The 22883-nt window shown below is 73.0% G+C and carries 20 protein-coding genes, 3 tRNA genes and 1 pseudogene; 12 read left to right on the forward strand and 12 right to left on the reverse strand.

The genetic code is table 11. From position 1 onward, the window contains the following. From WDV06_RS24245 to WDV06_RS24265, 5 genes and pseudogenes are all read left to right on the forward strand, one after another. Positions 1-661, forward strand: a pseudogene (locus WDV06_RS24245) (DNA polymerase III subunit gamma and tau); the annotation flags it as partial. Positions 662-722: 61 nt separating this feature from the next. Next, on the forward strand, positions 723-1976 hold the full coding sequence (gene purD / locus WDV06_RS24250; RefSeq protein WP_395511894.1) for a phosphoribosylamine--glycine ligase: 1254 nt from the start codon (positions 723-725) through the stop codon (positions 1974-1976). 288 nt (positions 1977-2264) lie between these two features. After that, positions 2265-4250 (forward strand): hypothetical protein, encoded by a 1986-nt coding sequence (locus tag WDV06_RS24255; protein ID WP_395511895.1) that lies wholly within the window; start codon positions 2265-2267, stop codon positions 4248-4250. 217 nt (positions 4251-4467) lie between these two features. Then, on the forward strand, positions 4468-5943 hold the full coding sequence (locus WDV06_RS24260; RefSeq protein ID WP_395511896.1) for a N,N-dimethylformamidase beta subunit family domain-containing protein: 1476 nt from the start codon (positions 4468-4470) through the stop codon (positions 5941-5943). A gap of 113 nt (positions 5944-6056) precedes the next feature. Continuing rightward, a complete protein-coding gene (locus WDV06_RS24265) occupies positions 6057-6959 on the forward strand; it encodes a phosphoribosylaminoimidazolesuccinocarboxamide synthase (protein WP_395511897.1) in 903 nt (300 codons plus the stop codon). A 44-nt stretch (positions 6960-7003) separates the two neighbouring features. Here the strand turns inward: WDV06_RS24265 and WDV06_RS24270 are convergent. The 8 genes from WDV06_RS24270 to WDV06_RS24305 all read right to left on the reverse strand — a co-directional run bounded on the left by WDV06_RS24270 (position 7004) and on the right by WDV06_RS24305 (position 11492). Then, positions 7004-7076 (reverse strand) — tRNA-Gly (locus WDV06_RS24270). Positions 7077-7100: 24 nt separating this feature from the next. Then, positions 7101-7712, reverse strand: a complete 612-nt coding sequence (locus WDV06_RS24275; protein ID WP_344160731.1) for a response regulator transcription factor — start codon at positions 7710-7712, stop codon at positions 7101-7103. Next, entirely contained in the window at positions 7709-8953 is a 1245-nt protein-coding gene (locus tag WDV06_RS24280) for a sensor histidine kinase (RefSeq protein WP_395511898.1), read from the reverse strand. Before WDV06_RS24280 ends, WDV06_RS24275 begins: the two co-directional genes overlap by 4 nt. Before the next feature lie 28 nt (positions 8954-8981). After that, positions 8982-9743 carry an ABC transporter permease gene (locus tag WDV06_RS24285; RefSeq protein ID WP_395511899.1) on the reverse strand — a complete coding sequence of 254 codons (762 nt, stop codon included), beginning with the start codon at positions 9741-9743 and terminating at the stop codon, positions 8982-8984. Next, the gene (locus WDV06_RS24290; RefSeq protein WP_395511900.1) at positions 9740-10696 is read right to left on the reverse strand and encodes an ABC transporter ATP-binding protein; all 957 of its coding nucleotides are present in this window, start codon (positions 10694-10696) and stop codon (positions 9740-9742) included. The genes WDV06_RS24285 and WDV06_RS24290 overlap by 4 nt, the downstream gene beginning before the upstream one ends. A gap of 165 nt (positions 10697-10861) precedes the next feature. Then, positions 10862-10934: transfer RNA gene (locus tag WDV06_RS24295), tRNA-Gly, on the reverse strand. A gap of 81 nt (positions 10935-11015) precedes the next feature. After that, positions 11016-11087: transfer RNA gene (locus tag WDV06_RS24300), tRNA-Gly, on the reverse strand. Positions 11088-11174: 87 nt separating this feature from the next. After that, positions 11175-11492, reverse strand: coding sequence for a histone-like nucleoid-structuring protein Lsr2 (locus tag WDV06_RS24305; protein WP_395511901.1), 318 nt, complete (start codon positions 11490-11492; stop codon positions 11175-11177). 321 nt (positions 11493-11813) lie between these two features. Here WDV06_RS24305 and purS point away from each other — a divergent pair, with 321 nt between their 5' ends. The 5 genes from purS to WDV06_RS24330 all read left to right on the forward strand — a co-directional run bounded on the left by purS (position 11814) and on the right by WDV06_RS24330 (position 16442). Beyond that, positions 11814-12065, forward strand: a complete 252-nt coding sequence (purS, locus tag WDV06_RS24310; protein ID WP_008740952.1) for a phosphoribosylformylglycinamidine synthase subunit PurS — start codon at positions 11814-11816, stop codon at positions 12063-12065. 2 nt (positions 12066-12067) lie between these two features. Next, entirely contained in the window at positions 12068-12748 is a 681-nt protein-coding gene (gene purQ / locus WDV06_RS24315) for a phosphoribosylformylglycinamidine synthase subunit PurQ (RefSeq protein ID WP_125594811.1), read from the forward strand. Beyond that, entirely contained in the window at positions 12745-14994 is a 2250-nt protein-coding gene (gene purL, locus WDV06_RS24320) for a phosphoribosylformylglycinamidine synthase subunit PurL (protein ID WP_395511902.1), read from the forward strand. Before purQ ends, purL begins: the two co-directional genes overlap by 4 nt. 125 nt (positions 14995-15119) lie before the next feature. Further along, positions 15120-15911, forward strand: coding sequence for a maleylpyruvate isomerase family mycothiol-dependent enzyme (locus WDV06_RS24325; protein WP_395511903.1), 792 nt, complete (start codon positions 15120-15122; stop codon positions 15909-15911). Positions 15912-15947: 36 nt separating this feature from the next. Then, positions 15948-16442 (forward strand): META domain-containing protein, encoded by a 495-nt coding sequence (locus tag WDV06_RS24330; protein WP_395511904.1) that lies wholly within the window; start codon positions 15948-15950, stop codon positions 16440-16442. 25 nt (positions 16443-16467) lie between these two features. Here WDV06_RS24330 and WDV06_RS24335 read toward each other — a convergent pair whose 3' ends face one another. Then, a complete protein-coding gene (locus WDV06_RS24335) occupies positions 16468-17904 on the reverse strand; it encodes a sulfatase-like hydrolase/transferase (protein ID WP_395511905.1) in 1437 nt (478 codons plus the stop codon). 116 nt (positions 17905-18020) lie between these two features. Next, entirely contained in the window at positions 18021-18116 is a 96-nt protein-coding gene (locus tag WDV06_RS24340) for a putative leader peptide (RefSeq protein WP_365076803.1), read from the reverse strand. A 147-nt stretch (positions 18117-18263) separates the two neighbouring features. On the opposite strand from WDV06_RS24340, the gene purF reads away from it, so the two are divergent. Together purF and purM are read left to right on the forward strand one after the other, a co-directional pair. Then, complete coding sequence (gene purF / locus WDV06_RS24345; RefSeq protein WP_395511906.1) at positions 18264-19781, forward strand: amidophosphoribosyltransferase; 1518 nt, start codon at positions 18264-18266, stop codon at positions 19779-19781. Positions 19782-19899: 118 nt separating this feature from the next. Then, entirely contained in the window at positions 19900-20970 is a 1071-nt protein-coding gene (gene purM, locus WDV06_RS24350; RefSeq protein ID WP_395511907.1) for a phosphoribosylformylglycinamidine cyclo-ligase, read from the forward strand. A gap of 114 nt (positions 20971-21084) precedes the next feature. Here purM and WDV06_RS24355 read toward each other — a convergent pair whose 3' ends face one another. Further along, positions 21085-21342, reverse strand: coding sequence for a DUF3073 domain-containing protein (locus tag WDV06_RS24355; RefSeq protein ID WP_079428907.1), 258 nt, complete (start codon positions 21340-21342; stop codon positions 21085-21087). 299 nt (positions 21343-21641) lie between these two features. Next, a complete protein-coding gene (locus WDV06_RS24360) occupies positions 21642-22751 on the reverse strand; it encodes a Leu/Phe/Val dehydrogenase (RefSeq protein ID WP_395511908.1) in 1110 nt (369 codons plus the stop codon). Positions 22752-22883 lie beyond the last annotated feature (132 nt).

Genomic DNA, 22883 nt, shown 5'->3' on the forward strand with positions numbered 1-22883 from the left:
GGTACGGACACCCGCGCCGGCGCCCGCCCCGGCGGCGCAGGCCGCGCCCGCCGCAGCTCCCGGCGCGCCCTCCGCCGACATGGCGGCCGGCGCCGGCCAGGTGCAGGCGATGTGGCCCGGCGTGCTGGAGGCCGTCAAGAACCGCCGCCGTTTCACCTGGATCCTGCTCAGCCAGAACGCGCAGGTCACCGGCTTCGACGGGACCACCCTCCAGCTCGGCTTCCCCAACCCCGGAGCCCGCGACAACTTCGCGAGCAGCGGCAGCGAGGACGTCCTCAAGGCGGTGCTCGCCGAGCAGTTCCAGGTCCACTGGAAGATCGAAGCCGTCGTGGGCGGAGGGGGTCCCGCCCCCTCGGCGCTCTCGTACGGGGCCCCGGCCGCCCCGGCCTACAGCCCGCCGCCGGCGCCCGCCCAGAGCCCGCCGCCGTCCGCGCAGGCCCCCCAGGCCGCCGCTCCGCAGCAGCCGTCGCCGCAGCCGCCGCCCCCGCAGGACGCGGCCGCACCGCAGCCGCCCGTCCGGCAGGCGCCCCCGCCGGTCGCCCCCGAGGACGACGTCCCCGAGGCGGACGACCCCGACCTCGTCGACAGCGCCCTGACCGGACACGAACTGATCGTCCGCGAGCTCGGAGCGACGGTTGTGGAGGAATACACGAACGAGTAGGCCCGCGGTATTGGGGTGGCCGCACGAAACCGGCCACTCCGTCCGGGCTACCCTGGGCGGCGTGAAGGTCCTCGTCATCGGCGGCGGCGCCCGCGAACACGCCCTGTGCCGCTCTCTGTCCCTCGACCCCGACGTCTCCGCGCTGTACTGCGCCCCCGGCAACGCCGGCATCGCCGAGGTGGCGGAGCTGCGCCCGGTCGACGCCCTCGACGGCGCCGCGGTCACCGCGCTCGCCACGGAACTCGGCGCCGACCTGGTCGTCGTCGGCCCGGAGGCGCCCCTGGTCGCCGGGGTCGGCGACGCCGTCCGCGCGGCCGGCATCCCCGTTTTCGGCCCCTCCGGCGAGGCGGCGCGGCTGGAGGGCTCCAAGGCCTTCGCCAAGGACGTGATGGCCGCCGCCGGCGTCCCGACCGCCCGCAGCTACGTCTGCACCACCGCCGAGGAGGTCGACGCGGCCCTCGACGCCTTCGGCGCCCCGTACGTGGTCAAGGACGACGGCCTCGCCGCGGGCAAGGGCGTCGTGGTCACCGAGGACCGCGAGGCCGCCCGCGAGCACGCCGCCGCCTGCGAGCGCGTGGTCATCGAGGAGTACCTCGACGGTCCCGAGGTCTCCCTCTTCGCCATCACCGACGGCGTCACCGTGCTGCCGCTCCAGCCGGCACAGGACTTCAAGCGCGCGCTCGACGGCGACCAGGGCCCCAACACCGGCGGCATGGGCGCGTACTCCCCGCTCCCGTGGGCCGACCCGAAGCTGGTCGACGAGGTCCTGGAGACCGTCCTCCAGCCGACCGTGGACGAGCTCCGCCACCGCGGCACCCCCTTCTCCGGCCTGCTCTACGCCGGCCTCGCCCTGACCAGCCGCGGCACCCGGGTGATCGAGTTCAACGCCCGCTTCGGCGACCCCGAGACCCAGGTCGTCCTGGCCCGGCTGCGCACCCCGCTCGCGGGCGTGCTGCTCGCCGCGGCGAACGGCACCCTGGACACCCTGCCGCCGCTGACCTGGAGCGACGAGGCCGCCGTCACGGTGGTCATCGCCTCGCACAACTACCCCGGCACCCCGCGCACCGGCGACCCGATCGAGGGCCTCGCCGAGGTGGCCGCCGAGGACGGCCCCGAGGCGTACGTGCTGCACGCCGGGACCCGCCAGGAGGGCGACGCCGTCGTCAGCGCGGGCGGCCGCGTGCTGTCGGTGACGGCGACCGGGTCCGACCTGGCGCAGGCCCGCGAGAGGGCGTATAAGGCCGTCGCGCGGATCCGGCTCGACGGTTCCCAGCACCGTACGGACATCGCCGCCAAGGCGGCCGGGGGCCGCTGACCGGCGGGTCCGCGAGCACCGGGGGCCCGGGGCGCGACAGCGCGCACCGGGCCCTCGCGTGCGCCCGCGTGCGCCTGCCTCCGGAGGCGCCCCGGCGCACCCACCTTTACCCAAAGCCATTCCATCGGGTGATGGTCCCCTTGTCCGCCTGACGTCCGCGTGCGCCCCAACTAGGGTGCGGCGCAAGCATTCCGGCACATGGCCCACCGGCATTGCGATGTCAGTGGCGGGTGTCACAGTGGGGGAGTGAGCAAAGCCGCCGCAGGGCAGAGGGGGTGAGGTCCGGCCGTGTCCGGAACCGGTTCGATCGCAGAAGTGGGCGCGCCGTCCGCGCGCTCCCGGGCCCTCGCCGTGCTGCGGGTCCGCAGCAGGGCGCTGGCCGCCGTGCTGCTGCCCGCCGCCCTCGCGGTGGTGCTGGTCACCGCCCGGATGACGGGCAGGCTGGCCGGCGACCCGTGGCCCGCCGTGACCCTGGCGGTCTGCGCGGTGGCCGCGCTGGTGCTGCTGGCGGGCGGGATCTTCGGTGCCGTGGTGCTGCGGGCGAGCCCCGCCGTGACGCCCACCGTGCCGCTGCCCGAGGCCGCCGCACCCGACCTGTACCGGCTCGTACGGGACCTGGCCGACCGCATGGGCGTCCCCGCGCCCTCCGCGATAGCCCTGACCCCGGACTGCGACAGCTGGCTGGAGGACCGCAGCCACGCCGCGCACCGCCGGGGCGGCGGGTACGCGTCCGCCGGCATAGCCGGCGCGTCCGGCGGCCCCGAGTCGGCGCCGGGCGCGGCGCCGGTGCTGGTCATCGGCTCGCCGTTCCTGTGGTGGATGCGGGTCGCGGAGCTACGGGCCCTCCTCGCGCCCGTCGTCGCCGGTACGGGGCCCTCCGCGCATCCGGACATAGCCGACGCCCGCGGCTTCGTCCGGGGGCTGGACGCCGCGGTGGACGTCGGCACCAGGCGCGGTCTGGGGTGGCTCGTCGCCCGGCCCGCCCGGCTGCTGCTGCGGCTGTGCGGGGCGGACGCCGCGGAGATGGAGCGCGGGGTGGCCGCGGCCGCCTCGGAGCGCGCACAGGGTGTGGACCGGGCGCTGCGCACCGCCGCCCAGGAGCAGGTCGGCCTGGCCTACGCCGGCTGGGACCGGCTGCTGACCCGGGTCGCGCTCCCGGCCTGGCGGATGGGCCGCTGGCCCGCGCACCTCGACGCGGGCGTCGTCTCCGCCCTGACGGAGCTGTCCCGGCGCGACCGGCTGGCGGACGGTTTCGCCTCCCGGCTCGGCGAGCGCCCGGCGTGCGATCTGCTGGAGCAGCCCGGGCTGATCGACGAGGCCGCCTCGCTGCTCGCGGCCCGGCTGTTCCACGGCGGGCCCGCCGAGGCCGGGCCGGACTGGTCCCCGGTGGACTGGGCGGCCTACCCGGAGGAGGTCGTGGACCGCAAGTGGCGCACGGAGGCCGCCCGCCTCCACGCGGCCCTGGACGCCCTCTCCGTCCCCTCCGGCGGCCCCTTCCCGGCCGCCCCGGAGCACCCCGCCGCCCGGGACACCGCCCGCCCCGGGGCCTCCCCGTCCGCGCAGGCCCCCTCTTCCCCGGCGACGACGGCCCCCGGCCCGGCCGAGCCCGCCACCGCCCGGGGCCCCGCCCCCGGCGCCGGCCGCACGACACTCCGCCCCGCAGCGCCCCCCACGCCCCAGAGCCCCGCCTCCGGCGCCGCCCGGCCGGCGCTCCGTCCCGCGGCCCCCGCCAACGGCCGGGGAGCGCCCTCCGGGACGGCCCGGGCCGCCACCCGCGCGGGCGCCCCCGCCGACGCCCAGGGCGTCGCGACCGCCGACCCGCGGACCGACCACGACTCCTTCGGCGGGCCGACGCTGGAGCGGGTGCTCGGCTACCTCACGGACCCCGCCGGGGACGGCGCCGCAGGGGAGGCCCTGGCCGGCCGGCTCAGCGGGGACCTCGCGCGGGAGGAACGTACCGCCGGCCCCCACAGGGCGGCCGCCGGCAGGGGCGCCGACACCCTGCCGCTGTTCCCGCTCCAGCCCCCGCGCAGCGGCCGGGACCTGCTCGCCGACCACATCACCGCCCTGGTCTGCTGCGCGGCCGTGGACTCGGCGGGCGCCGACCCCGGCCTGGACTGGCTCGACGGCCCGGTCCTGCTGGTCGGCGGCGAGCGCCGGGCGGACCTGGCCCCCAGGGTCCTCTCCCTCGTCGAGGACGGGGACCCGGCCCCCCTCCGCGACTGGCTGGCGGAACTGGGCGTCCGCCCGGAGAAGCCCGTCCGCCTGGTCTGACCCCGACGACCCGCAGCCCCGCCCGCCCCGGTCCGGCCGGACCCCGGCCGGCTGCCCGGCCCGGCGTGTCGGGTTCCGTTCCCGTCAATTCGCGACGAACGGTGACGGAGTGAGTGCGTTATGTGATGTGCTGGGACCGGTCGCGACGCGGGTGTCCGAATCCCGCTCGGGCCACCGTGTCGAGAACGCGTTCGGGGGCGCGAGGGAGGGGAGCGCAATGGGTACGGAACAGATCCGGCGGTGGGAATCGGGCGCGCTCGCGCACGCCGTGAACGACCCCTTCGGCCAGGGCCCGCTGCCCTGGTTCAGGGGCAGCGAGGTGTACTTCGGCGACACGGGCCAGGTCGTCCCCTGGTACGTGGACCCCGTCCTGGCCCCCGGCCGGACCTCCCAGAACCGCGGCGGCGGCCCCCGCACCGCCGACGACGTCCACCGGCAGATCAAGGGCTTCACCTCCACCGGAGCCGTCGCCCCCGGCGAGGCCATCGACTTCCACATCACCGTCGACCCGCCCCAGCAGTTCCAGGTCGACGTCTACCGCATCGGCCACTACGGCGGCGACGGCGCCTCCAAGATCACCACCAGTCCCCGGCTGTCGGGCATCGTCCAGCCGCCCCCGCTCACCGCCGACCGCACGGTCTCCTGCCACCACTGGTGGCAATCCTGGCGGCTCCAGGTCCCCTCGTACTGGAGCATCGGCGCGTACGTCGCCGTCCTCACCACCGCCGACGGCTACCGCTCCCACATCCCCTTCACGGTCCGCGACGACCACCCCGCGGACCTCCTGCTCCTGCTCCCGGACATCACCTGGCAGGCCTACAACCTCTACCCCGAGGACGGCCGCACCGGTGCCAGCCTCTACCACGCCTGGGACGAGGAGGGCCGGCTCCTCGGCGAGCAGGACGCCGCCCTCACCGTCTCCTTCGACCGCCCCTACGCGGGCGCCGGCCTGCCCCTGCACGTGGGCCACGCCTACGACTTCATCCGCTGGGCCGAGCGCTACGGCTACGACCTCGCCTACGCCGACACCCGCGACCTGCACGCCGGCCGGGTCGACCCCACCCGCTACCGCGGCCTGGTCTTCCCCGGCCACGACGAGTACTGGTCCCTGCCCATGCGCCGCACCGTCGAGCGCGCCCGCGACCACGGCACCTCGCTCGTCTTCCTCTCCGCCAACACCATGTACTGGCAGGTCGAGCTGGCCCCCTCCCCCTCAGGAGTCCCCGACCGGCTCCTGACCTGCCGAAAACGCCGGGGCCCCGGCCGCCCCAGCCTGTGGCGCGAGGTGGACCGCCCGGAGCAGCAGCTGCTCGGCATCCAGTACGCGGGCCGCGTCCCGGAGCCCGCACCCCTGATCGTCCGCAACGCCACGCACTGGCTCTGGGACTCCACCGGCGCCGCCGAGAACGACGAGCTGGACGGACTGGTGGCCGGCGAGGCCGACCGCTACTTCCCCCGCACCCAGCTCCCCGAGCACCAGGACCGGATCCTGCTCGCCCACTCCCCCTACCTGGACGGCGAGGGAGCCAAGCGCCACCAGGAGACCTCCCTCTACCGCGCCCCCAGCGGGGCCCTCGTCTTCGCCTCCGGCACCTTCGCCTGGTCCCCCGCCCTGGACCGCCCCGGCCACGTGGACGAACGGATCCAGCGGGCGACCGCCAACCTCCTCGACCGGATCTGCAAGCGCGACTGAGGCGGCCGGCCCGCCCCGGCCGGAACCGGCGCACCCCCCTGCCCGGGGCACGGCACCCCGTGCGGGAGAATGGTCCCGCGCCCCGCGCTCGTACAGAACCACAGGGAGACCCCGTGCCCGGATTCGTCGAAAAGCCCGAGCCGGTGCAGGTGCCCGGCCTCGTCCACCTCCACACCGGCAAGGTCCGCGACCTCTACCGCGACGAGGACGGCAACCTCGTCATGGTCGCCAGTGACCGCATCTCCGCCGCCGACTGGGTGCTGCCCACCGAGATCCCGGAGAAGGGCCGCATCCTCACGCAGCTCTCCCTCTGGTGGTTCGAGCAGCTCGCGGACCTGGTCCCCAACCACGTCATCGGCACCGACCTGCCCGCCGGTGCCCCCGCCGACTGGCAGGGGCGCACGCTGGTCTGCAAGAGCCTCGACATGGTGCCCGTCGAGTGCGTGGCCCGCGGCTACCTCACCGGCTCCGGCCTCAAGGAGTACGTCCAGTCCCGCACGGTCTGCGGACTCGCCCTCCCCGAGGGCCTGGTGGACGGCTCCGAGCTGCCCGCCCCGATCTTCACCCCGGCCGCCAAGGCCGAGGTCGGCGACCACGACGAGAACGTCTCCTACGAGGAGGTGGCCCGCACCACCGGCGCCGAGACCGCCGCGCTGCTGCGCCAGACCACCCTCGCCGTGTACGGGCGGGCCCGCGACATCGCCCGCGAGCGCGGCATCATCCTCGCGGACACCAAGTTCGAGTTCGGTTTCGACAAGGACGGCACGCTCGTCGCCGCCGACGAGGTCCTCACCCCGGACTCCTCCCGCTTCTGGCCCGCCGACCAGTGGCAGCCGGGCCGCACGCAGCCCTCGTTCGACAAGCAGTACGTCCGCGACTGGCTGGCCTCCCCGGCCTCCGGCTGGGACTCCAAGGGAGAGCTGCCGCCGCCGGTCCTCCCGCAGGAGGTCGTGGCGCAGACCCGCGCCAAGTACGTCGAGGCCTACGAGCGCCTCACCGGCCAGACCTGGAGCTGATACGACGAAGGCCCCGATCAACCGATCGGGGCCTTCGTTCGCTGAGCGGACAACGCGACTCGAACGCGCGACATCCACCTTGGCAAGGTGGTGCTCTACCAACTGAGCTATGTCCGCCTGTGCGCCTTGGCGCGACACCTACTATACCCAACCCCTGGACCGGGCGAGACGCACTGCCGTGTGCCGGTTCTCGGCGCCCAGCTTCGTCGCCGCCGAGGAGAGGTAGTTCCGCACGGTCCCCTGCGACAGCGAGGCCCGCTCCGCGATCTCCGCGATGGGCGCCCCGTCCGCCGCGAGTTCCAGCACCTCGGCCTCGCGGGCGGTCAGCGGGGAGTCGCCCGCGCTGATCGCGTCGGCCGCCAACTCCGGGTCCACGTAACGGCCTCCTGCGTGCACGGTCCGGATCAGCTCGGCCAGCCGCTGGGCCGACACCGTCTTCGGGGCGAAGGCCCGCACCCCTGCCGCGAGGGCCCGCTTCAGGTGCCCCGGCCGGCCGTGGCTGGTCACGATCATGACCTTGCAGTCGGGGAGTTCGGACCGCAGCGATGTGGCGACGCTCACACCGTCCGCCCCCGGCATCTGGAGGTCCAGCACCGCCACGTCGGGCCGGTGCGCCCGCGCCATGGCCAGCGCCTCCGGCCCGGAGGCCGCCTCGGCGACGACCGCCAGATCGTCCTCCAGGCCGAGCAGGGCGGCCAGCGCGCCCCGGATCAGGTGTTCGTCGTCGGCCAGCAGTACCCGTACGGGGCTCACGCCCGCACCTCCACTCGTCGTGCTTCCAGGGGTATCTCGGCCCGCAGCCGGAACCGGCCGCCCCCGGCCGGTCCCGCGTGCAGGGTCCCGTCCACGGCCGCGAGCCGCTCCCGCAGCCCCGCCAGCCCGGATCCGGGCGGTCCGGCCGGGGTCGGGGGGACCCCGTCGTTCTCCACCAGCAGGGTCAGGGTGCCCGGGGCCTCCCGGTCCGTCAGGCGGATCAGGCAGCTGCGGGCGTCCCCGTGCCGCAGGACGTTCGTGGTCGCCTCCCGGACCACCCAGCCGAGCGCCGACTGCACCTCGGACGGCAGTTCCCGCGCCGCCGTCGCGAACTCGACCCGGCAGTCCATCCCGGCCGCGCTCAGCACCCCGCGGGCGCCCTCCAGCTCCACCGAGAGGTCGGCCTCCCGGTAGCCGCGCACCACGTCGCGCACCTCCCTCTGTGACTCGCGCGCGATCCGCTGCACCTCGATCATCTGGTCGACGGCCTCGGGCCGTTCGCGCCGTGCCAGCTGCACCGCCAGCTCGCTCTTGAGGGCGATGACCGCCAGGTTGCGGCCCATCACGTCGTGCAGGTCCCGCCCGAACCGCAGCCGCTCCTCGGCGACGGCCAGCCGGGCCTGGATCTCCCGGGCGTGGTCGAGCTCGTAGACGGTACGCAGCAGCCAGCCGGAGAACCCGCAGGTGAAGGCGAGGAACGCGCAGATCAGCAGGACCCCGAGGAAGTACCCGACGGCCTCGTTCAGCGGCAGGCCCAGCGCGGCGACGGCCGCCGCGGTGCCCGCCGCGGCGGCCAGGGGGACCAGCCTCATGTGCCGGACCTTCTCCAGGGTCAGCACGAGGGATCCACAGCCGAAGCAGCTCACCCCGATCACCAGTCCGGGCGCCGCGGCCTCGTGGAGCCAGCCGAGCCGGCGCAGGCCGAGGACGAGCAGGACGGTGGCGGCCGTGACGACCGCGGTGGCCACCGCGAGCCGCACGGGCCGCTCGCGCCGGCCGGTCACCCCGTCCAGGGCCCTGGAGGACAGGAACCCGACGAGCAGGGAGTGCGCGCACACCGCGAGGAAGGCCGCCACGGCGGGCGCCAGCGGTTTCGGGGAGGCGGGGTCGCGGACCGTGAAGGCCATCGACCCGAAGGACAGGATCTCCACGAGCACGAAGAAGTGGAACGACCAGCGCGTGTACAACTCGACCTTGCCCGCACTGCTGCGGTTCTTCCACCACCCGGTCAGCTTCGACACGGCCCCGTACCCCCGGCTCTTCCCTCGTCTAACGGCGCGGTTCCCAGCGGAACCACCGCTGGACAGCAAACACCGTGACCATGATCCAGGCCAGCGTGGTGACCACGGCCCCCAGCAGCTCGTAGCCCCCGGCCCCGCCGCTCCAGCCGGCCCGGACCAGTGCCATCACCCCGCTGAGCGGCAGCAGTTCGCACACCGAGGCCACCGTGCCGGGCAGCGCGTCCGGATCCGCGAAGAGCCCCGAGCCGAGCGCCGTCACCAGGAACAGCGGCAGCGCCGTCAGCCCGGCTGTCTCCACGCTGCGGGTGAAGGCGCTGGTCAGCGCGGCCATTCCGGCGAGCAGCGGCAGGGCGGCGAGGATGCCGGCCAGCAGCAGCGCCGGGTTCCGCGGCGCCGGCGCGCCCAGGGCCGCCGCACCGGCCGCCACGAGGGCGGCGATCTGGACGAGGGCGATCACCGCCGCGGGCAGCGCGGTCCCCGCCAGGATCTCCAGGTCACCCGCCTCGCCCGAGCGCAGCCGCTTCAGGACGAGCTCCTCGCGCCGGGCGACGTAGGCGGAGACCGGGTTCATGTAGACGACGAGGAGCAGCACCATCCCGATCCCCCCGGTGAGGGTGGCCCGGGCGGTTTCGGCCGCGCCGTCCCCGCCGACGACGGTGCGCAGGAAGAAGACCATGGAGGCGGGCATCAGCACGGCCACGCTCAGCGTGGCCCGGTTGCGCACCAGCAGGGTCAGTTCGGACCGGCCCAGCGCGGCGAGCCGGCCGGGGTTCAGGGTGGGCGCGTTCATCGGGTCCCCGCCATGGTGTCGTGGGTGCGGTGGGCGTCGCAGGCCGCGGCGCGGCGGCTGCGGGCGATCTCCAGGAAGGCCTCTTCCAGGGAGGCGTGGCGGGCGTCGAGCCCGGCCAGTTCGACCCCGGCGTCCCCGGCCCAGCGCAGCAGTGCGGTGAGGTCGGCCTGGAGCCGTCCGGTACGGATCTCCACGCGCGGGCCGTCGGCGGCGGCCCGCAGCGCCGGCGGCAGCCGCCCGGCGGGCACCCCGTCGGGCAGGGTGAAGCGGATCCTGGACGGCCGGGTGGCGGTGACCTCCGCCGGGGTGCCGGTCAGCACCAGCTCTCCCTCGTGCATGATCGCCAGCCGGTCGGCGAGCGTCTCGGCCTCCTCCAGGTAGTGCGTGGTCAGCAGCACCGTGGTGCCCTGCGCCCGCAGCTGCCGGACGAGGTCCCAGGTGTCCTGGCGGCCCTCGGGGTCCATCCCGGTGGTCGGCTCGTCCAGGAACAGCACCTCGGGCCGCCCGAGCAGGGCCAGCGCCAGGTCGAGGCGCCGCCGCTCGCCGCCGGACAGCTGCTTGACGCGTACGGAGGACCGCGCGGCCAGGCCGACCAGTTCCAGCACCTCCCCGGCCGGGCGGGCGCCGGTGGTGACCCCGCCCCACATGCGGAGGGTTTCCGTGACGGTGAGGTCGGCGGGGAAGCCGCCCTCCTGGAGCATGACCCCGGTGCGCGGGCGGACCTCGGCCCGGTCGGCGTGGGGGTCGAGCCCGAAGACGCGGACCTCGCCGGCGGTGGGGGCGGCAAGCCCCTCCAGCAGTTCGACGGTGGAGGTCTTGCCCGCGCCGTTGGTGCCGAGAAGGGCGAAGACCTCGCCGCGGGCCACGGAGAAGCTCACGCCGCGCACGGCCTCGAAGCCGCCCGCGTAGCCGCGGCGCAGTCCTTCGGCCCGGATCACTGTGTCGGTGGTCATGCTCCAAGGCTCCCGGCGGGCCGGGCGGGGGAGCAGTGCGCGCTGTCATGACCGCCGGTGACATTTGTCATCGGAATGTGAGACGGGCCACAACGGCGTCCGGCGCGACGACGCACGACGGAAACGACAAAGGCCCCGATCGAAGATCGGGGCCTTTGTCGTCTGAGCGGACGACGCGACTCGAACGCGCGACATCCACCTTGGCAAGGTGGTGCTCTACCAACTGAGCTACGTCCGCATGTCCAGCTATGACCCGAAGGCCGTTCGCTGTGTGCCTCACTCTACCTGATCCACGACCGTGGTCGGTAAAGCGCTGCAGAGCGGGTGACAGGGATTGCACACTGCGCCTCCCCCCTGGAAGGGGGGTGTTCTGCTACTGAACTACACCCGCACGACTTCGGTTCCGGGCCTTTCGGCCTGGCCCCTCGGCGTGATCCACACACTAGCCGATCGGAGGGGGTGGATGGCAAATCCGGGGTCAGTGGGCGTCGTTGTAGGCCGCGTAGACCGCCTTGGGGATGCGGCCGCGCGGGGGCACGTCGTGGCCGTTGGAGCGCGCCCAGGCCCGGACGACCGCCGGGTCCGGGGCGACGGCGGTGTGCCTGAAGGCCTTGCCCGAGCGGGACTGGCGGCGGCCGGCGGCCACGAAGGGCTCCAGGCTCTTCCGCAGTTTCTTTGCGTTCGCCACATTGAGGTCGATCTCGTAGGACTTACCGTCCAGGGCGAACGTGACCGTTTCCGCCGCTTCTCCGCCGTCGAGGTCGTCGGAGAGCGTGACTACTACGCGCTGCGCCACGGATATCGGTCCCTTCGTGCGCCTCGCCGCGCGCGCTGACGTGCGGTGATGTCGCCTGTGTGGATGTTTCGGTGGAATACGTCAAACCGTAGGAATCCCGGCTGATTCCTTTGTACCGCGATTCTCATTGAATTGCGAAGCCCAGTTAATTCCTCCCGCGTGTCCCGCCGCAATCCCGGGCGAGTGGTTTTCCGGTGGATTTTGCGAAGCGTTGGTGAAGCCGAAACCGCGCCCTGCTCACCCCCGGCCGATATCTACCCGCGTAGAAATTTCGGCCGGGTACGCTGAGGGAACCGCCTTGCACCAACCACCTCATCGGGAGTGCCAGTGGCACGCGTCGTAGTCGACGTCATGCTCAAGCCGGAGATCCTCGACCCCCAGGGCCAGGCGGTGCAGCGTGCACTGCCGCGCCTGGGCTTCGAGGGGATCGCCGACGTCCGCCAGGGGAAGCGCTTCGAACTGGAAGTGGAGGGACCGGTCGACCAGGCCGCCCTCGACCGCATCCACAAGATGGCCGAAACGTTCCTCGCCAACACCGTCATCGAAGACTTCACCGTGAAGGTCGAGGCCTGACGGTGACCACTCGCATCGGTGTCGTCACGTTCCCCGGAACGCTCGACGACCGTGACTCGCTGCGCGCCGTCCGCCTCGCGGGGGCCGAGCCGGTCTCGCTGTGGCACCGCGACAAGGACCTGCACCAGGTCGACGCGGTCGTCCTCGCGGGCGGCTTCTCCTACGGGGACTACCTGCGCGCCGGGGCCATCTCCCGCTTCTCGCCGGTGATGGAGACCATCATCGAGCAGGCCAAGGCCGGCATGCCGGTCCTCGGCATCTGCAACGGCTTCCAGGTCCTCACCGAGGCCCACCTGCTGCCGGGGGCGATGCTCCGCAACAACCACCTCCACTTCATCTGCCGCGACCAGAAGCTGCGGGTGGAGAACGCGGACACCGCGTGGACCGGCGACTACACCGCCGGCCAGGAGATCTCCGTCCCGCTCAAGAACATGGACGGCCGGTACGTCGCCGACGAGCGCACGCTCGACGAACTGGAGGCCGAAGGCCGCGTGGCCTTCCGGTACCTGGACGTGAACCCCAACGGCTCGCTGCGCGACATCGCCGGCATCACCAACGCCGCGGGCAACGTCGTCGGCCTCATGCCGCACCCCGAGCACGCGGTCGAGCCGCTGATCGGGACGGGCCGCACCGACGGCCTCCCGTTCTTCACCTCGGTCCTGAAGAAGCTGGTCAGCGCATGAGCCTCGACACCGTAAAGAACGCCACCGAGACCCCGGACGCCTCCCAGCCCTGGAAGGAGCTCGGCCTCAAGGAGGACGAGTACGCCCGGATCCGCGAGATCCTCGGCCGCCGCCCCACGGGCGCCGAGCTCGCCATGTACTCCGTCATGTGGTCGGAGCACTGCTCGTACAAGAGCAGCAAGGTCCACCTGCGCCAGTTCGGCGAGAAGGTCCCCGAGAACGACGCCATGCTCGTCGGCATCGGCGAGAACGCCGGCGTCGTCGACGTCGGCCAGGGCTACGCGGTCACCTTCAAGGTCGAGTCGCACAACCACCCGTCGTACATCGAGCCCTACCAGGGCGCGGCCACCGGCATCGGCGGCATCGTCCGCGACATCCTCGCCATGGGCGCCCGCCCGATCGCCGTCGTGGACCCGCTGCGCTTCGGCGCCGCCGACCACCCCGACACCAAGCGCGTCCTGCCGGGCGTCGTCGCGGGCATCGGCGGCTATGGCAACTGCCTCGGCCTGGCCAACATCGGCGGCGAGGTCGTCTTCGACTCCTGCTACCAGGGCAACCCGCTGGTCAACGCCGGCTGCATCGGCGTCATGAAGCACGAGGACATCCACCTCGCCAAGGCCTCCGGCCCCGGCAACAAGGTCATCCTCTACGGCGCCCGCACCGGCGGCGACGGCATCGGCGGCGTCTCGGTCCTCGCGTCCGAGACCTTCGACGACACCAAGCCCACCAAGCGCCCCGCGGTGCAGGTCGGCGACCCCTTCCAGGAGAAGCTCCTCATCGAGTGCACCCTGGAGATCTTCAAGGAGAAGCTGGTCGCCGGCATCCAGGACCTCGGCGGCGCCGGGCTCTCCTGCGCCACCTCCGAGCTGGCCTCGGCCGGTTCCGGCGGCATGCGCGTCGAGCTGGACACCGTCCCGCTGCGCGACGCGACGCTCTCGCCCGAGGAGATCCTCATGAGCGAGTCGCAGGAGCGCATGTGCGCGATCGTCGAGCCGCAGCACGTCGACCGCTTCATGGAGATCTGCGAGAAGTGGGACGTCATCGCCACCGTCATCGGTGAGGTGACCGACGGCGAGCGCCTGGAGATCTTCTGGCACGGCCAGCAGATCGTGGACGTGCCCCCGGGCACCGTCGCCCACGAGGGCCCGGTCTACCAGCGCCCGTACGCCCGTCCCTCCTGGCAGGACGCCCTCCAGGCCGACGACGCGGCCGCGCTGGCCCGCCCGCAGACCTCCGAGGAGCTCCGCGCGCAGGTCCTGGCCCTGGTCTCCTCCCCGAACCAGGCCTCCAAGTCCTGGGTCACCGACCAGTACGACCGCTTCGTGCAGGGCAACACCGTCCTGGCGCAGCCCGAGGACGCGGGCATGGTCCGCATCGACGAGGAGTCCAACCTCGGCGTCGCCATGTCCACCGACGGCAACGGCCGCTACGCCAAGCTCGACCCGTACGCGGGCGCGCAGCTGGCGCTCGCCGAGTCGTACCGCAACGTCGCCGCGACCGGCGCGAAGCCCCTGGCGATCTCCAACTGCCTGAACTTCGGCTCCCCCGAGGACCCGGACGTCATGTGGCAGTTCGCCGAGGCCACCCGCGGTCTCGCGGACGGCTGCCTGGAGCTGGGCACCCCGGTGACCGGCGGCAACGTCTCCCTCTACAACCAGACGGGCGACACCGCGATCCACCCGACGCCGGTCGTGGCGGTCCTCGGCGTCATCGACGACGTCAACCGCCGCACGCCGATGGCGTTCAAGGAGACCGGCCAGCTCCTCTACCTGCTCGGTGACACGGCCGAGGAGTTCGGCGGCTCGGCGTGGTCCCAGGTCGTCCACGACCACCTCGGCGGCCTGCCGCCCAAGGTGGACCTGGGCCGGGAGAAGCTGCTCGCCGAGATCCTGATCTCCGCCTCCCGCGACGGCATGATCGACGCGGCGCACGACCTGTCCGACGGCGGCGTGGTCCAGGCGCTCACCGAGTCCTGCCTCAAGGGCGGCAACGGCGCGCGCATCGTCGTCCCCGAGGGCCTGGACGCGTTCACGTTCCTGTTCTCCGAGTCCGCGGGCCGCGCCATCGTGTCGGTCCCGCGCAGCGAGGAGCTCCGCTTCACCGACATGTGCGGTGCGCGGGGCCTGCCCGCCACCCGCATCGGTGTGGTGGACGGCGAGGAGATCGAGGTCCAGGGCGAGTTCACGATCCCCCTGGCGGAACTCCGCGAGGCCCACGAGGCCACGATCCCGGGCCTGCTGGCCTGACGTTCCCGCCCGACGAGCCCCCGGCCGGTCCACCCCGGCCGGGGGCTCGCGGCGTTGGCGGACGCGCCCCGTCGTCACGCGGGCGCACCGGACGTGTGCCGCCGGGGCCCGAGTAGGGTCGGTTCATGCCGCCCGCCAAGAAGAAGCAGCGAACCTACGACGGCGCGAAGATCCGTGCGGCCGTCACCGCCCAGTTCGGCCATGTCGCCCGCGCCGTGGCGGACTTGGGGCCCGGAGAACTCGCGCGGCCCAGCGGGGTCGGGGAGTGGACCGTCGGGGAGCTCGCCGGGCACATCGCCTGGATCGCGGACTCGCTGGCCGGGGGGCTGGCGCGGCCGCCGGCCGCCGTCGCCGAGCTGAGCGCGGTCGAGTGGCCCTTCGCCACCGCCTCCCTCGCCGGGAAGATCTCCGAAGCCGCCCGGGAGACCCTCACCGGCGCACCGGTCGCCGAGCTGTTCGCGCGGGCGGGCGCGCGGATGGCCGAGGCCCTGGAGGCGAACCCCGGCAGCCGGGTGATGCACCTGTGGATCGGGGACATGACCCTGGCCGACTTCCTGGTGACCCGGACCGTGGAGCTGGTGGTCCACACCGACGACCTGAACCGGGCCACCGGCCTGGACATCCCGCTGGAGCGCCAGGCCCTCGCCGCCTGCACCCGGCTCCTCGCCGACGCCCTCGCCGTGAAGGCGCCCGGCGGGTCGGTGGAGGTGCGGATCCCGCCGTTCGCGGTGGTCCAGTGCGTGGAGGGGCCCCGGCACACCCGCGGCACCCCGCCCAACGTGGTGGAGACCGACCCGCTGACCTGGCTCCGGCTCGCGACGGGCCGGACCGGCTGGGCCGAGGCCCTGGATGCGGCGCGGGTCAGCGCGAGCGGTGAGCGGGCCGACCTGTCGGGGCTGCTGCCGCTGATGAGCTGACGGGAACCCGTCGGGGGTCAGGGCCGTCCCAGCTGCATGCGCATCCTCAGGCACCGCCCGCGGCCCGTCGCCGGCGCGCTGGTCCTGGTCCTGGCAGCGGCCCTGGCCGGCTGCACCGGTACCCCGCAGAGCGACGCCCCCGTGCCCGCACCGGCCTCCGCCACGCCCCCGGTACCCGACGCCCCGCTGACCGCGACCCAGTGGACGGTGACCGCCCTGTCCGGCACCCCGGTCCCCGCCGCCGCGGCCGGCCGGGCCCGCTTCACCCTGGCCCCGGGCGGCACCGCCGGCGGCAGCCTCGGCTGCAACCGGTTCAGCGCCCCCGTCGCCGTCGAGGGGGCCACCGTCACCTTCGGCCCGCTCACCAGCACCCGCATGGCCTGCGAGGGCCCGGCGGGCGAGGTCGAGCGGACGCTCACCGGGCTGTTCGGCGCGGGACCGCTCACCTGGCGGGTCCAGGGGCGGACCCTCACCCTCACCGCCCCCGACGGCCGGGCCCTGACCGCGGAGGGCGGTTCGGCGGCCGAGTGAAGCCGAGCGGACGGGGTCAGGACGGTCAGGACGGGTACGGGAGCAGCCCCGCGTCCGTGCGCTCCCAGGCCGCCCGGAGCTCCGCGAGCCGGGCCGGTTCGGCCGCCGCGCGGTCGGCCTGCTCGCGCAGGTCGGACGCCAGGTCGAACAGCTGGTCGCGGCCCGACTTGCCGCGGTAGTACTTCCAGTTCCCGCGCCGCAGCGCCCGCTCCCCGCGCACCCGCCAGAACAGGTCCCGCTCCGCCGGCTCCTCCCCGCGCAGCAGGTACCCGGCCAGGCTCACCCCGTCCAGCGGGTATGCCCGGTGCGGCCGGGTGCCGGCCAGCTCCAGCAGGGTCGCCGTCCAGTCCGGGCTGAACAGCGGGACCCGGCTGACCTGGCCGCCGTCGATCCGGGCGGGCCAGCGCAGGATGTTCGGCACCCGGATCCCGCCCTCCTGGAGGGAGGCCTTGTTGCCCGAGAGCGGCCAGTTGTACGAGAACCGCTCGCCGCCGTTGTCGCTGCCGAAGACGACCAGGGTGTCCTGCTCCTGGCCCGAGCGCTTCAGCGCGTCCAGCACCCGCCCGACCGAGCGGTCCAGGTCCTCGACCATCTGCCGGTACGTGTCCACCGAGCCGCCGTCCTGGTGCCACAGCGCCCGCGGGTCGCCCGCCTTGATCCGCCGCACGATCTCGGCGCTCTGCTCGGTGTCCCCGTCGGCGATCCACGGCCAGTGCGGGGTGGTGAAGTTCAGGTTCAGCAGCCAGGGCTTGCCGCGGTGGTCGCGCGAGACGTACTCGCCCGCCCGCTCGGTGAGGATCCGCGTGTAGTAGCGCAGGTCCTTGTACTCGGCGTCGCCCTCGTACAGGTCGTACTCGCCGCCCAGGCCCAGCTTGGAGTAGTACTCCAGGGCCCCGCCGAAGTTGCCGAAGAACTCGTCCCAGCCCGACTTGGTCGGGCTGTAGTCCGGCAGGTAGCCCGCGTGCCACTTGCCGATCAGCGCGGTGGCGTACCCGGCCTCCCGCAGCAGCGAGGCCAGCGTCGGGTGCGTCGGGTCCAGGCCCACCGACCGGTCCGCGATCGGCTCGGCCAGCCCGCCCTTGGTCCGGGCCGGGTAGCGCCCGGTGTAGAGGCTGAACCGGGTCGGGGAGCAGGTCGCCGAACCCGAGTAGGCGTCGGTGAACCGGACCCCCTGGCGGGCGAGCCGGTCCAGGTTCGGGGTCTTGATGTGCGGGGCGCCGTACGAGGACAGGTCCGCCCAGCCGAGGTCGTCGCCCAGGATGAACAGGATGTTGGGGCGGCGGGAACGGCGCTCGCGCGCGGCCCGGAAATCCCGCTCCCCGGGAGCGGCCTCCCGGGCGTCGCCGGACCGGTCGGCGGCCTGGGCGGGAGCCGCCCCGAGCCCCGTCGCGGCGGCCGCCGCGGTCGCTCCGACGGCGCCGCCGAAGGCGCGGCGGGACAGCTTGCTGTTGTGTGAAGACACAGGTACTCCAAGGCGCTGCTCACCCGCCCTCCCCCGGCGGGGCGCGGGACGGCGCGCGGCACGGAGGATCAGGCGAGGGCGAAGCGGAAAGGTGAAAAGGAGAAGACGAGTTGCGGCTACGCGAAACAGCGACAGATGGCGCTCGCGACACGGACCAGGTCCACGTGTCGGCGCTCTACGAGGGTGACGGCACGGTCACCGAGGGGCTGCATGAGGCGAGAGCCTGTACGAATGCCCTCGTAGAAGTCAACAAAGGATCCGAATACCGAGACGGAGGCGTCCGGTCACCCTCTGTGCTGTGACATTTCCCGGCCATCCCCAATTCGGACCAGTGGTCGATCTCGCCTACACTCGGGGACGTGCCTCGTGGTGATGGACGACTCAACCACGACCTGCTCCCCGGCGAGAAGGGCCCCCAGGACGCTTGCGGCGTCTTCGGTGTCTGGGCTCCGGGTGAAGAGGTCGCCAAGCTCACCTACTTCGGACTGTATGCCCTGCAGCACCGTGGACAAGAGTCCGCGGGAATCGCTGTGAGCAACGGTTCCCAGATCCTCGTCTTCAAGGACATGGGCCTCGTTTCCCAGGTCTTCGACGAAACCTCTCTCGGCTCGCTCCAGGGTCATATCGCGGTCGGTCACGCCCGCTACTCGACCACCGGAGCGTCCGTCTGGGAGAACGCTCAGCCCACCTTCAGGGCGACCGCCCACGGCTCCATTGCCCTGGGTCACAACGGCAACCTGGTGAACACCGCCGAGCTCGCCGAGATGGTCGCCGACCTTCCCCGTCAGGACGGCCGCGCCACCCAGGTGGCGGCCACCAACGACACCGACCTCGTGACCGCCCTCCTCGCCGGACAGACCGACGACGAGGGCAAGCCCCTGACCATCGAGGAGTCGGCCGCCAAGGTCCTCCCGCAGGTCAAGGGCGCCTTCTCCCTGGTCTTCATGGACGAGGGAACCCTCTACACCGCCCGTGACCCGCAGGGCATCCGCCCGCTGGTCCTCGGCCGCCTGGAGCGCGGCTGGGTGGTCGCGAGCGAGACCGCCGCCCTCGACATCTGCGGCGCCAGCTTCGTCCGCGAGGTCGAGCCCGGCGAGCTCATCGCGATCGACGAGAACGGCCTGCGCACCTCGCGCTTCGCAGAAGCGAAGCCCAAGGGCTGTGTGTTCGAGTACGTCTACCTGGCGCGCCCGGACACCGACATCGCCGGCCGCAACGTCTACCTCTCGCGCGTCGAGATGGGCCGGCGCCTCGCCAAGGAGGCCCCGGTCGAGGCCGACCTGGTGATAGCGACGCCGGAGTCCGGCACGCCCGCCGCCGTCGGCTACGCGGAGGCCAGTGGCATCCCGTACGGCTCGGGCCTGGTCAAGAACGCCTACGTCGGCCGGACCTTCATCCAGCCCTCGCAGACGATCCGCCAGCTCGGCATCCGCCTCAAGCTCAACCCGCTCAAGGAAGTCATCCGGGGCAAGCGCCTCGTCGTCGTCGACGACTCGATCGTCCGCGGCAACACCCAGCGCGCCCTCGTGAAGATGCTCCGCGAGGCCGGCGCGGCCGAGGTCCACATCCGGATCTCCTCGCCGCCGGTCAAGTGGCCGTGCTTCTTCGGCATCGACTTCGCCACCCGGGCCGAGCTGATCGCCAACGGCATGACGGTCGACGAGATCGCCACGTCGCTGGGCGCGGACTCCCTCGCGTACATCTCGCTCGACTCGATGATCGAGGCGACGACCATCCAGAAGCCCAACCTCTGCCGTGCCTGCTTCGACGGCGAGTACCCGATGGAGCTGCCCGACCCGCAGCTCCTGGGCAAGCAGCTCCTGGAGAACGAGCTCGCGGGCGGCGCCGACGCCGCCGACGCGCTCCGCCGCCCGTAGGACCGTGGGCCGGCCCCTCACGGGCCGGCCCGGCTCCACCTGCGCCGATCCCTGTCTTTGAGGCTTCTCCCGGGGCCCGGCACCACACGCAGCAACGACACGAAAGCTCTCGCCTGTCATGACAGAGAAGACCACCGGGGCCAGCTACGCAGCCGCCGGCGTCGACATCGAAGCGGGCGACCGCGCCGTCGAGCTGATGAAGGAGTGGGTGAAGAAGACGCAGCGCCCCGAGGTCCTCGGCGGCCTCGGCGGCTTCGCCGGCCTCTTCGACGCCTCCGCCCTCAAGCGCTACGAGCGCCCCCTGCTGGCTTCGGCCACGGACGGCGTCGGCACCAAGGTGGACATCGCCCGCCAGATGGGCGTGTACGACACCATCGGCCACGACCTGGTCGCCATGGTCATGGACGACATCGTCGTCTGCGGCGCCGAGCCCCTCTTCATGACGGACTACATCTGCGTCGGCAAGGTCCACCCCGAGCGCGTCGCCGCCATCGTCAAGGGCATCGCCGAAGGCTGTGTCCTCGCCGGCTGCGCGCTGGTCGGCGGCGAGACCGCCGAGCACCCGGGCCTCCTCGGACCGGACGACTTCGACGTCGCGGGCGCCGGCACCGGCGTGGTCGAGTACGACCGCCTCCTGGGCGCCGATCGCATCCGTACGGGGGACGCCGTCATCGCCATGGCGTCGTCCGGCCTTCACTCGAACGGGTACTCGCTCGTCCGCCACGTCCTCTTCGACCGCGCCGGGATGTCCCTCGACCAGCACGTCGAGGAGCTCGGCCGGACCCTCGGCGAGGAGCTGCTGGAGCCCACGAAGATCTACTCGCTGGACTGCATGGCCCTCACCCGTACGGCCGAGGTCCACGCGTACTCGCACATCACCGGCGGCGGCCTCGCCGCGAACCTGGCCCGGGTCATCCCCGACCACCTGCACGCCACGGTCGACCGTTCGACCTGGACCCCGGGTGCGGTCTTCGACCTGGTCGGCAAGGCCGGGAACGTGGAGCGGCTGGAGCTGGAGAAGACCCTGAACATGGGCGTCGGCATGATGGCCGTGGTCCCGCAGGAGTCCGTGGACGTGGCCCTGACCGCGCTGGCCGACCGGGGCGTCGAGGCCTGGGTCGCCGGCGAGATCCTGGAGCGGGGCGACCACACCGAGGGCGCGACCCTGACCGGCGACTACGCCGTCTGAGCAGCGCCAAAACCCGGTCCGGGGCTCAGGCCCTGGACCGGGTTTTGGCATGTTCAGCTGTCAGCCAGCAAGAGAGCTCGGCTGTGCAGATGCTCGAAGCAGAGGTGCTGCGCGTCAAGCCCCGCGTCGGTGCGCCGTCGGACCGGACTCGTCGTCCTCGTCCTCGTCGTCATCGTTGTACAGATCCGCGTACTTGGCGTACGGGTCGTCGTCGTCCAGATCGTCATCGACTTCGACCGGCGCGCTGATCAGCGGCTCTGTCGGCGATGCGCCCAGCTCATTGGCCAGACGCGTCAGGTCGGTCCCGCCGCTGTTGTACTTCAGCTGGCGGGCGACCTTTGTCTGCTTGGCCTTGGCCCGGCCGCGCCCCATGGCTCGACCCCCTCGGTGACGGGGCTCGACGGCCCCAGAGTCTGACACGCGTTCATGGTTCGGAGCGGGCTCTCCGTGAAGAGACCGTCCGTAGGGGTTTAACGGTACCTGCTTCCGCGGCCATACGGTACGCCGCCCGCATGACGCGCCTCTCCACAGAACCAGCGGGACACCCCGTACTCGCTGGTCAGCTGCGATTTTAACGCTTTCCTGCCCGGCGACCCGCCGAAGCGCAGTGAGTTCCGTCTCGCCGCGCTCCGGCGGGGGTCCGGCCGGCGTCCGGCCGGACCCCGGCGGGGCTACGCCTTGCGGGCCGCGGCGCGCTCGGCGAGGGCGTCGGCCATCCGCTGCTCGGCGATCCGGTCGGCCGCGGCGGCCGGCGGGATCCCGTCTTCCTTCGCACGTGCGAATATGGCCAGGGTGGTGTCGAAGATCTTCGAGGCCTTGGCCTTGCAGCGGTCGAAGTCGAAGCCGTGCAGCTCGTCGGCGACCTGGATCACGCCGCCCGCGTTGACCACGTAGTCCGGGGCGTAGAGGATCCCGCGGTCCGCGAGGTCCTTCTCCACGCCCGGGTGGGCCAGCTGGTTGTTGGCCGCGCCGCACACGACCGAGGCCGTGAGCACCGGGACGGAGCTGTCGTTGAGGGCGCCGCCGAGCGCGCAGGGGGCGTAGATGTCCAGGCCCTCGGTGCGGATCAGCGCCTCGGTGTCGGCCACGGCCGAGACCTTGCCGCCGGGGTGCTTGTCGAGGATCTCGCGCACGGACTCCTCGCGGACGTCCGTGATCACGACCTCGGCGCCGTCCTCCAGGAGGTGTTCCACCAGGTGGCGGCCGACCTTGCCGACGCCCGCGACGCCGACCTTGCGGCCGCGCAGGGTCGGGTCGCCCCACAGGTGCTGGGCGCTGGCGCGCATGCCCTGGAAGACACCGAACGCGGTGAGGACGGAGGAGTCACCGGCGCCGCCGTTCTCGGGGGAGCGGCCGGTGGCCCAGCGGGTCTCGCGGGCGACGACGTCCATGTCCGCGACGTACGTGCCGACGTCGCACGCCGTGACGTAGCGGCCGCCGAGCGACTCGACGAAGCGGCCGTAGGCCAGCAGCAGTTCCTCGGTCTTCAGGACGGAGGGGTCGCCGATGATCACGGCCTTGCCGCCGCCGAGGTCGAGACCGGCGAGGGCGTTCTTGTACGACATGCCGCGCGAGAGGTTCAGCGCGTCACGGACGGCTTCCTCGTCGGAGGCGTACGCGTGGAAGCGCGTGCCGCCGAGGGCGGGGCCCAGGGCGGTGGAGTGGATGGCGATGACGGCCTTGAGTCCGGTGGCCCGGTCCTGGCACAGCACGACTTGCTCGTGGCCGCCCTGCTCACTGCGGAACAGGGTGTGCAGGACGCCGTCGGTCATTTCGGTCACGGTGGTGACTCCCATGGAAGAGATGCGGCGGAATGACGCCCGCCCTGCGGGTGGGGGAGGGCGCGCTGGGAGCAGAGTAAGACCTGGGGCGGGCGCGGGTGGTCCTTGTCCGGGGATCGGACGGCCGGGGGG

The sequence above is a fragment of the Streptomyces racemochromogenes genome (assembly GCF_044129415.1).
Classification (GTDB): domain Bacteria; phylum Actinomycetota; class Actinomycetes; order Streptomycetales; family Streptomycetaceae; genus Streptomyces; species Streptomyces racemochromogenes_A.

Bases quoted from the DNA above. Each gene is read 5' to 3' on its own strand.
- WDV06_RS24340 (WP_365076803.1), bottom strand. From the start codon at position 18,116: ATGCAGCCCCTCGGTGACCGTGCCGTCACCCTCGTAGAGCGCCGACAC.
- WDV06_RS24325 (WP_395511903.1), top strand. From the start codon at position 15,120: ATGCCGCCCGCCAAGAAGAAGCAGCGAACCTACGACGGCGCGAAGATC.
- WDV06_RS24330 (WP_395511904.1), top strand. From the start codon at position 15,948: ATGCGCATCCTCAGGCACCGCCCGCGGCCCGTCGCCGGCGCGCTGGTC.
- WDV06_RS24290 (WP_395511900.1), bottom strand. From the start codon at position 10,696: ATGACCACCGACACAGTGATCCGGGCCGAAGGACTGCGCCGCGGCTAC.
- purL (WP_395511902.1), top strand. From the start codon at position 12,745: ATGAGCCTCGACACCGTAAAGAACGCCACCGAGACCCCGGACGCCTCC.
- WDV06_RS24260 (WP_395511896.1), top strand. From the start codon at position 4,468: ATGGGTACGGAACAGATCCGGCGGTGGGAATCGGGCGCGCTCGCGCAC.
- WDV06_RS24355 (WP_079428907.1), bottom strand. From the start codon at position 21,342: ATGGGGCGCGGCCGGGCCAAGGCCAAGCAGACAAAGGTCGCCCGCCAG.
- WDV06_RS24285 (WP_395511899.1), bottom strand. From the start codon at position 9,743: ATGAACGCGCCCACCCTGAACCCCGGCCGGCTCGCCGCGCTGGGCCGG.
- purM (WP_395511907.1), top strand. From the start codon at position 19,900: ATGACAGAGAAGACCACCGGGGCCAGCTACGCAGCCGCCGGCGTCGAC.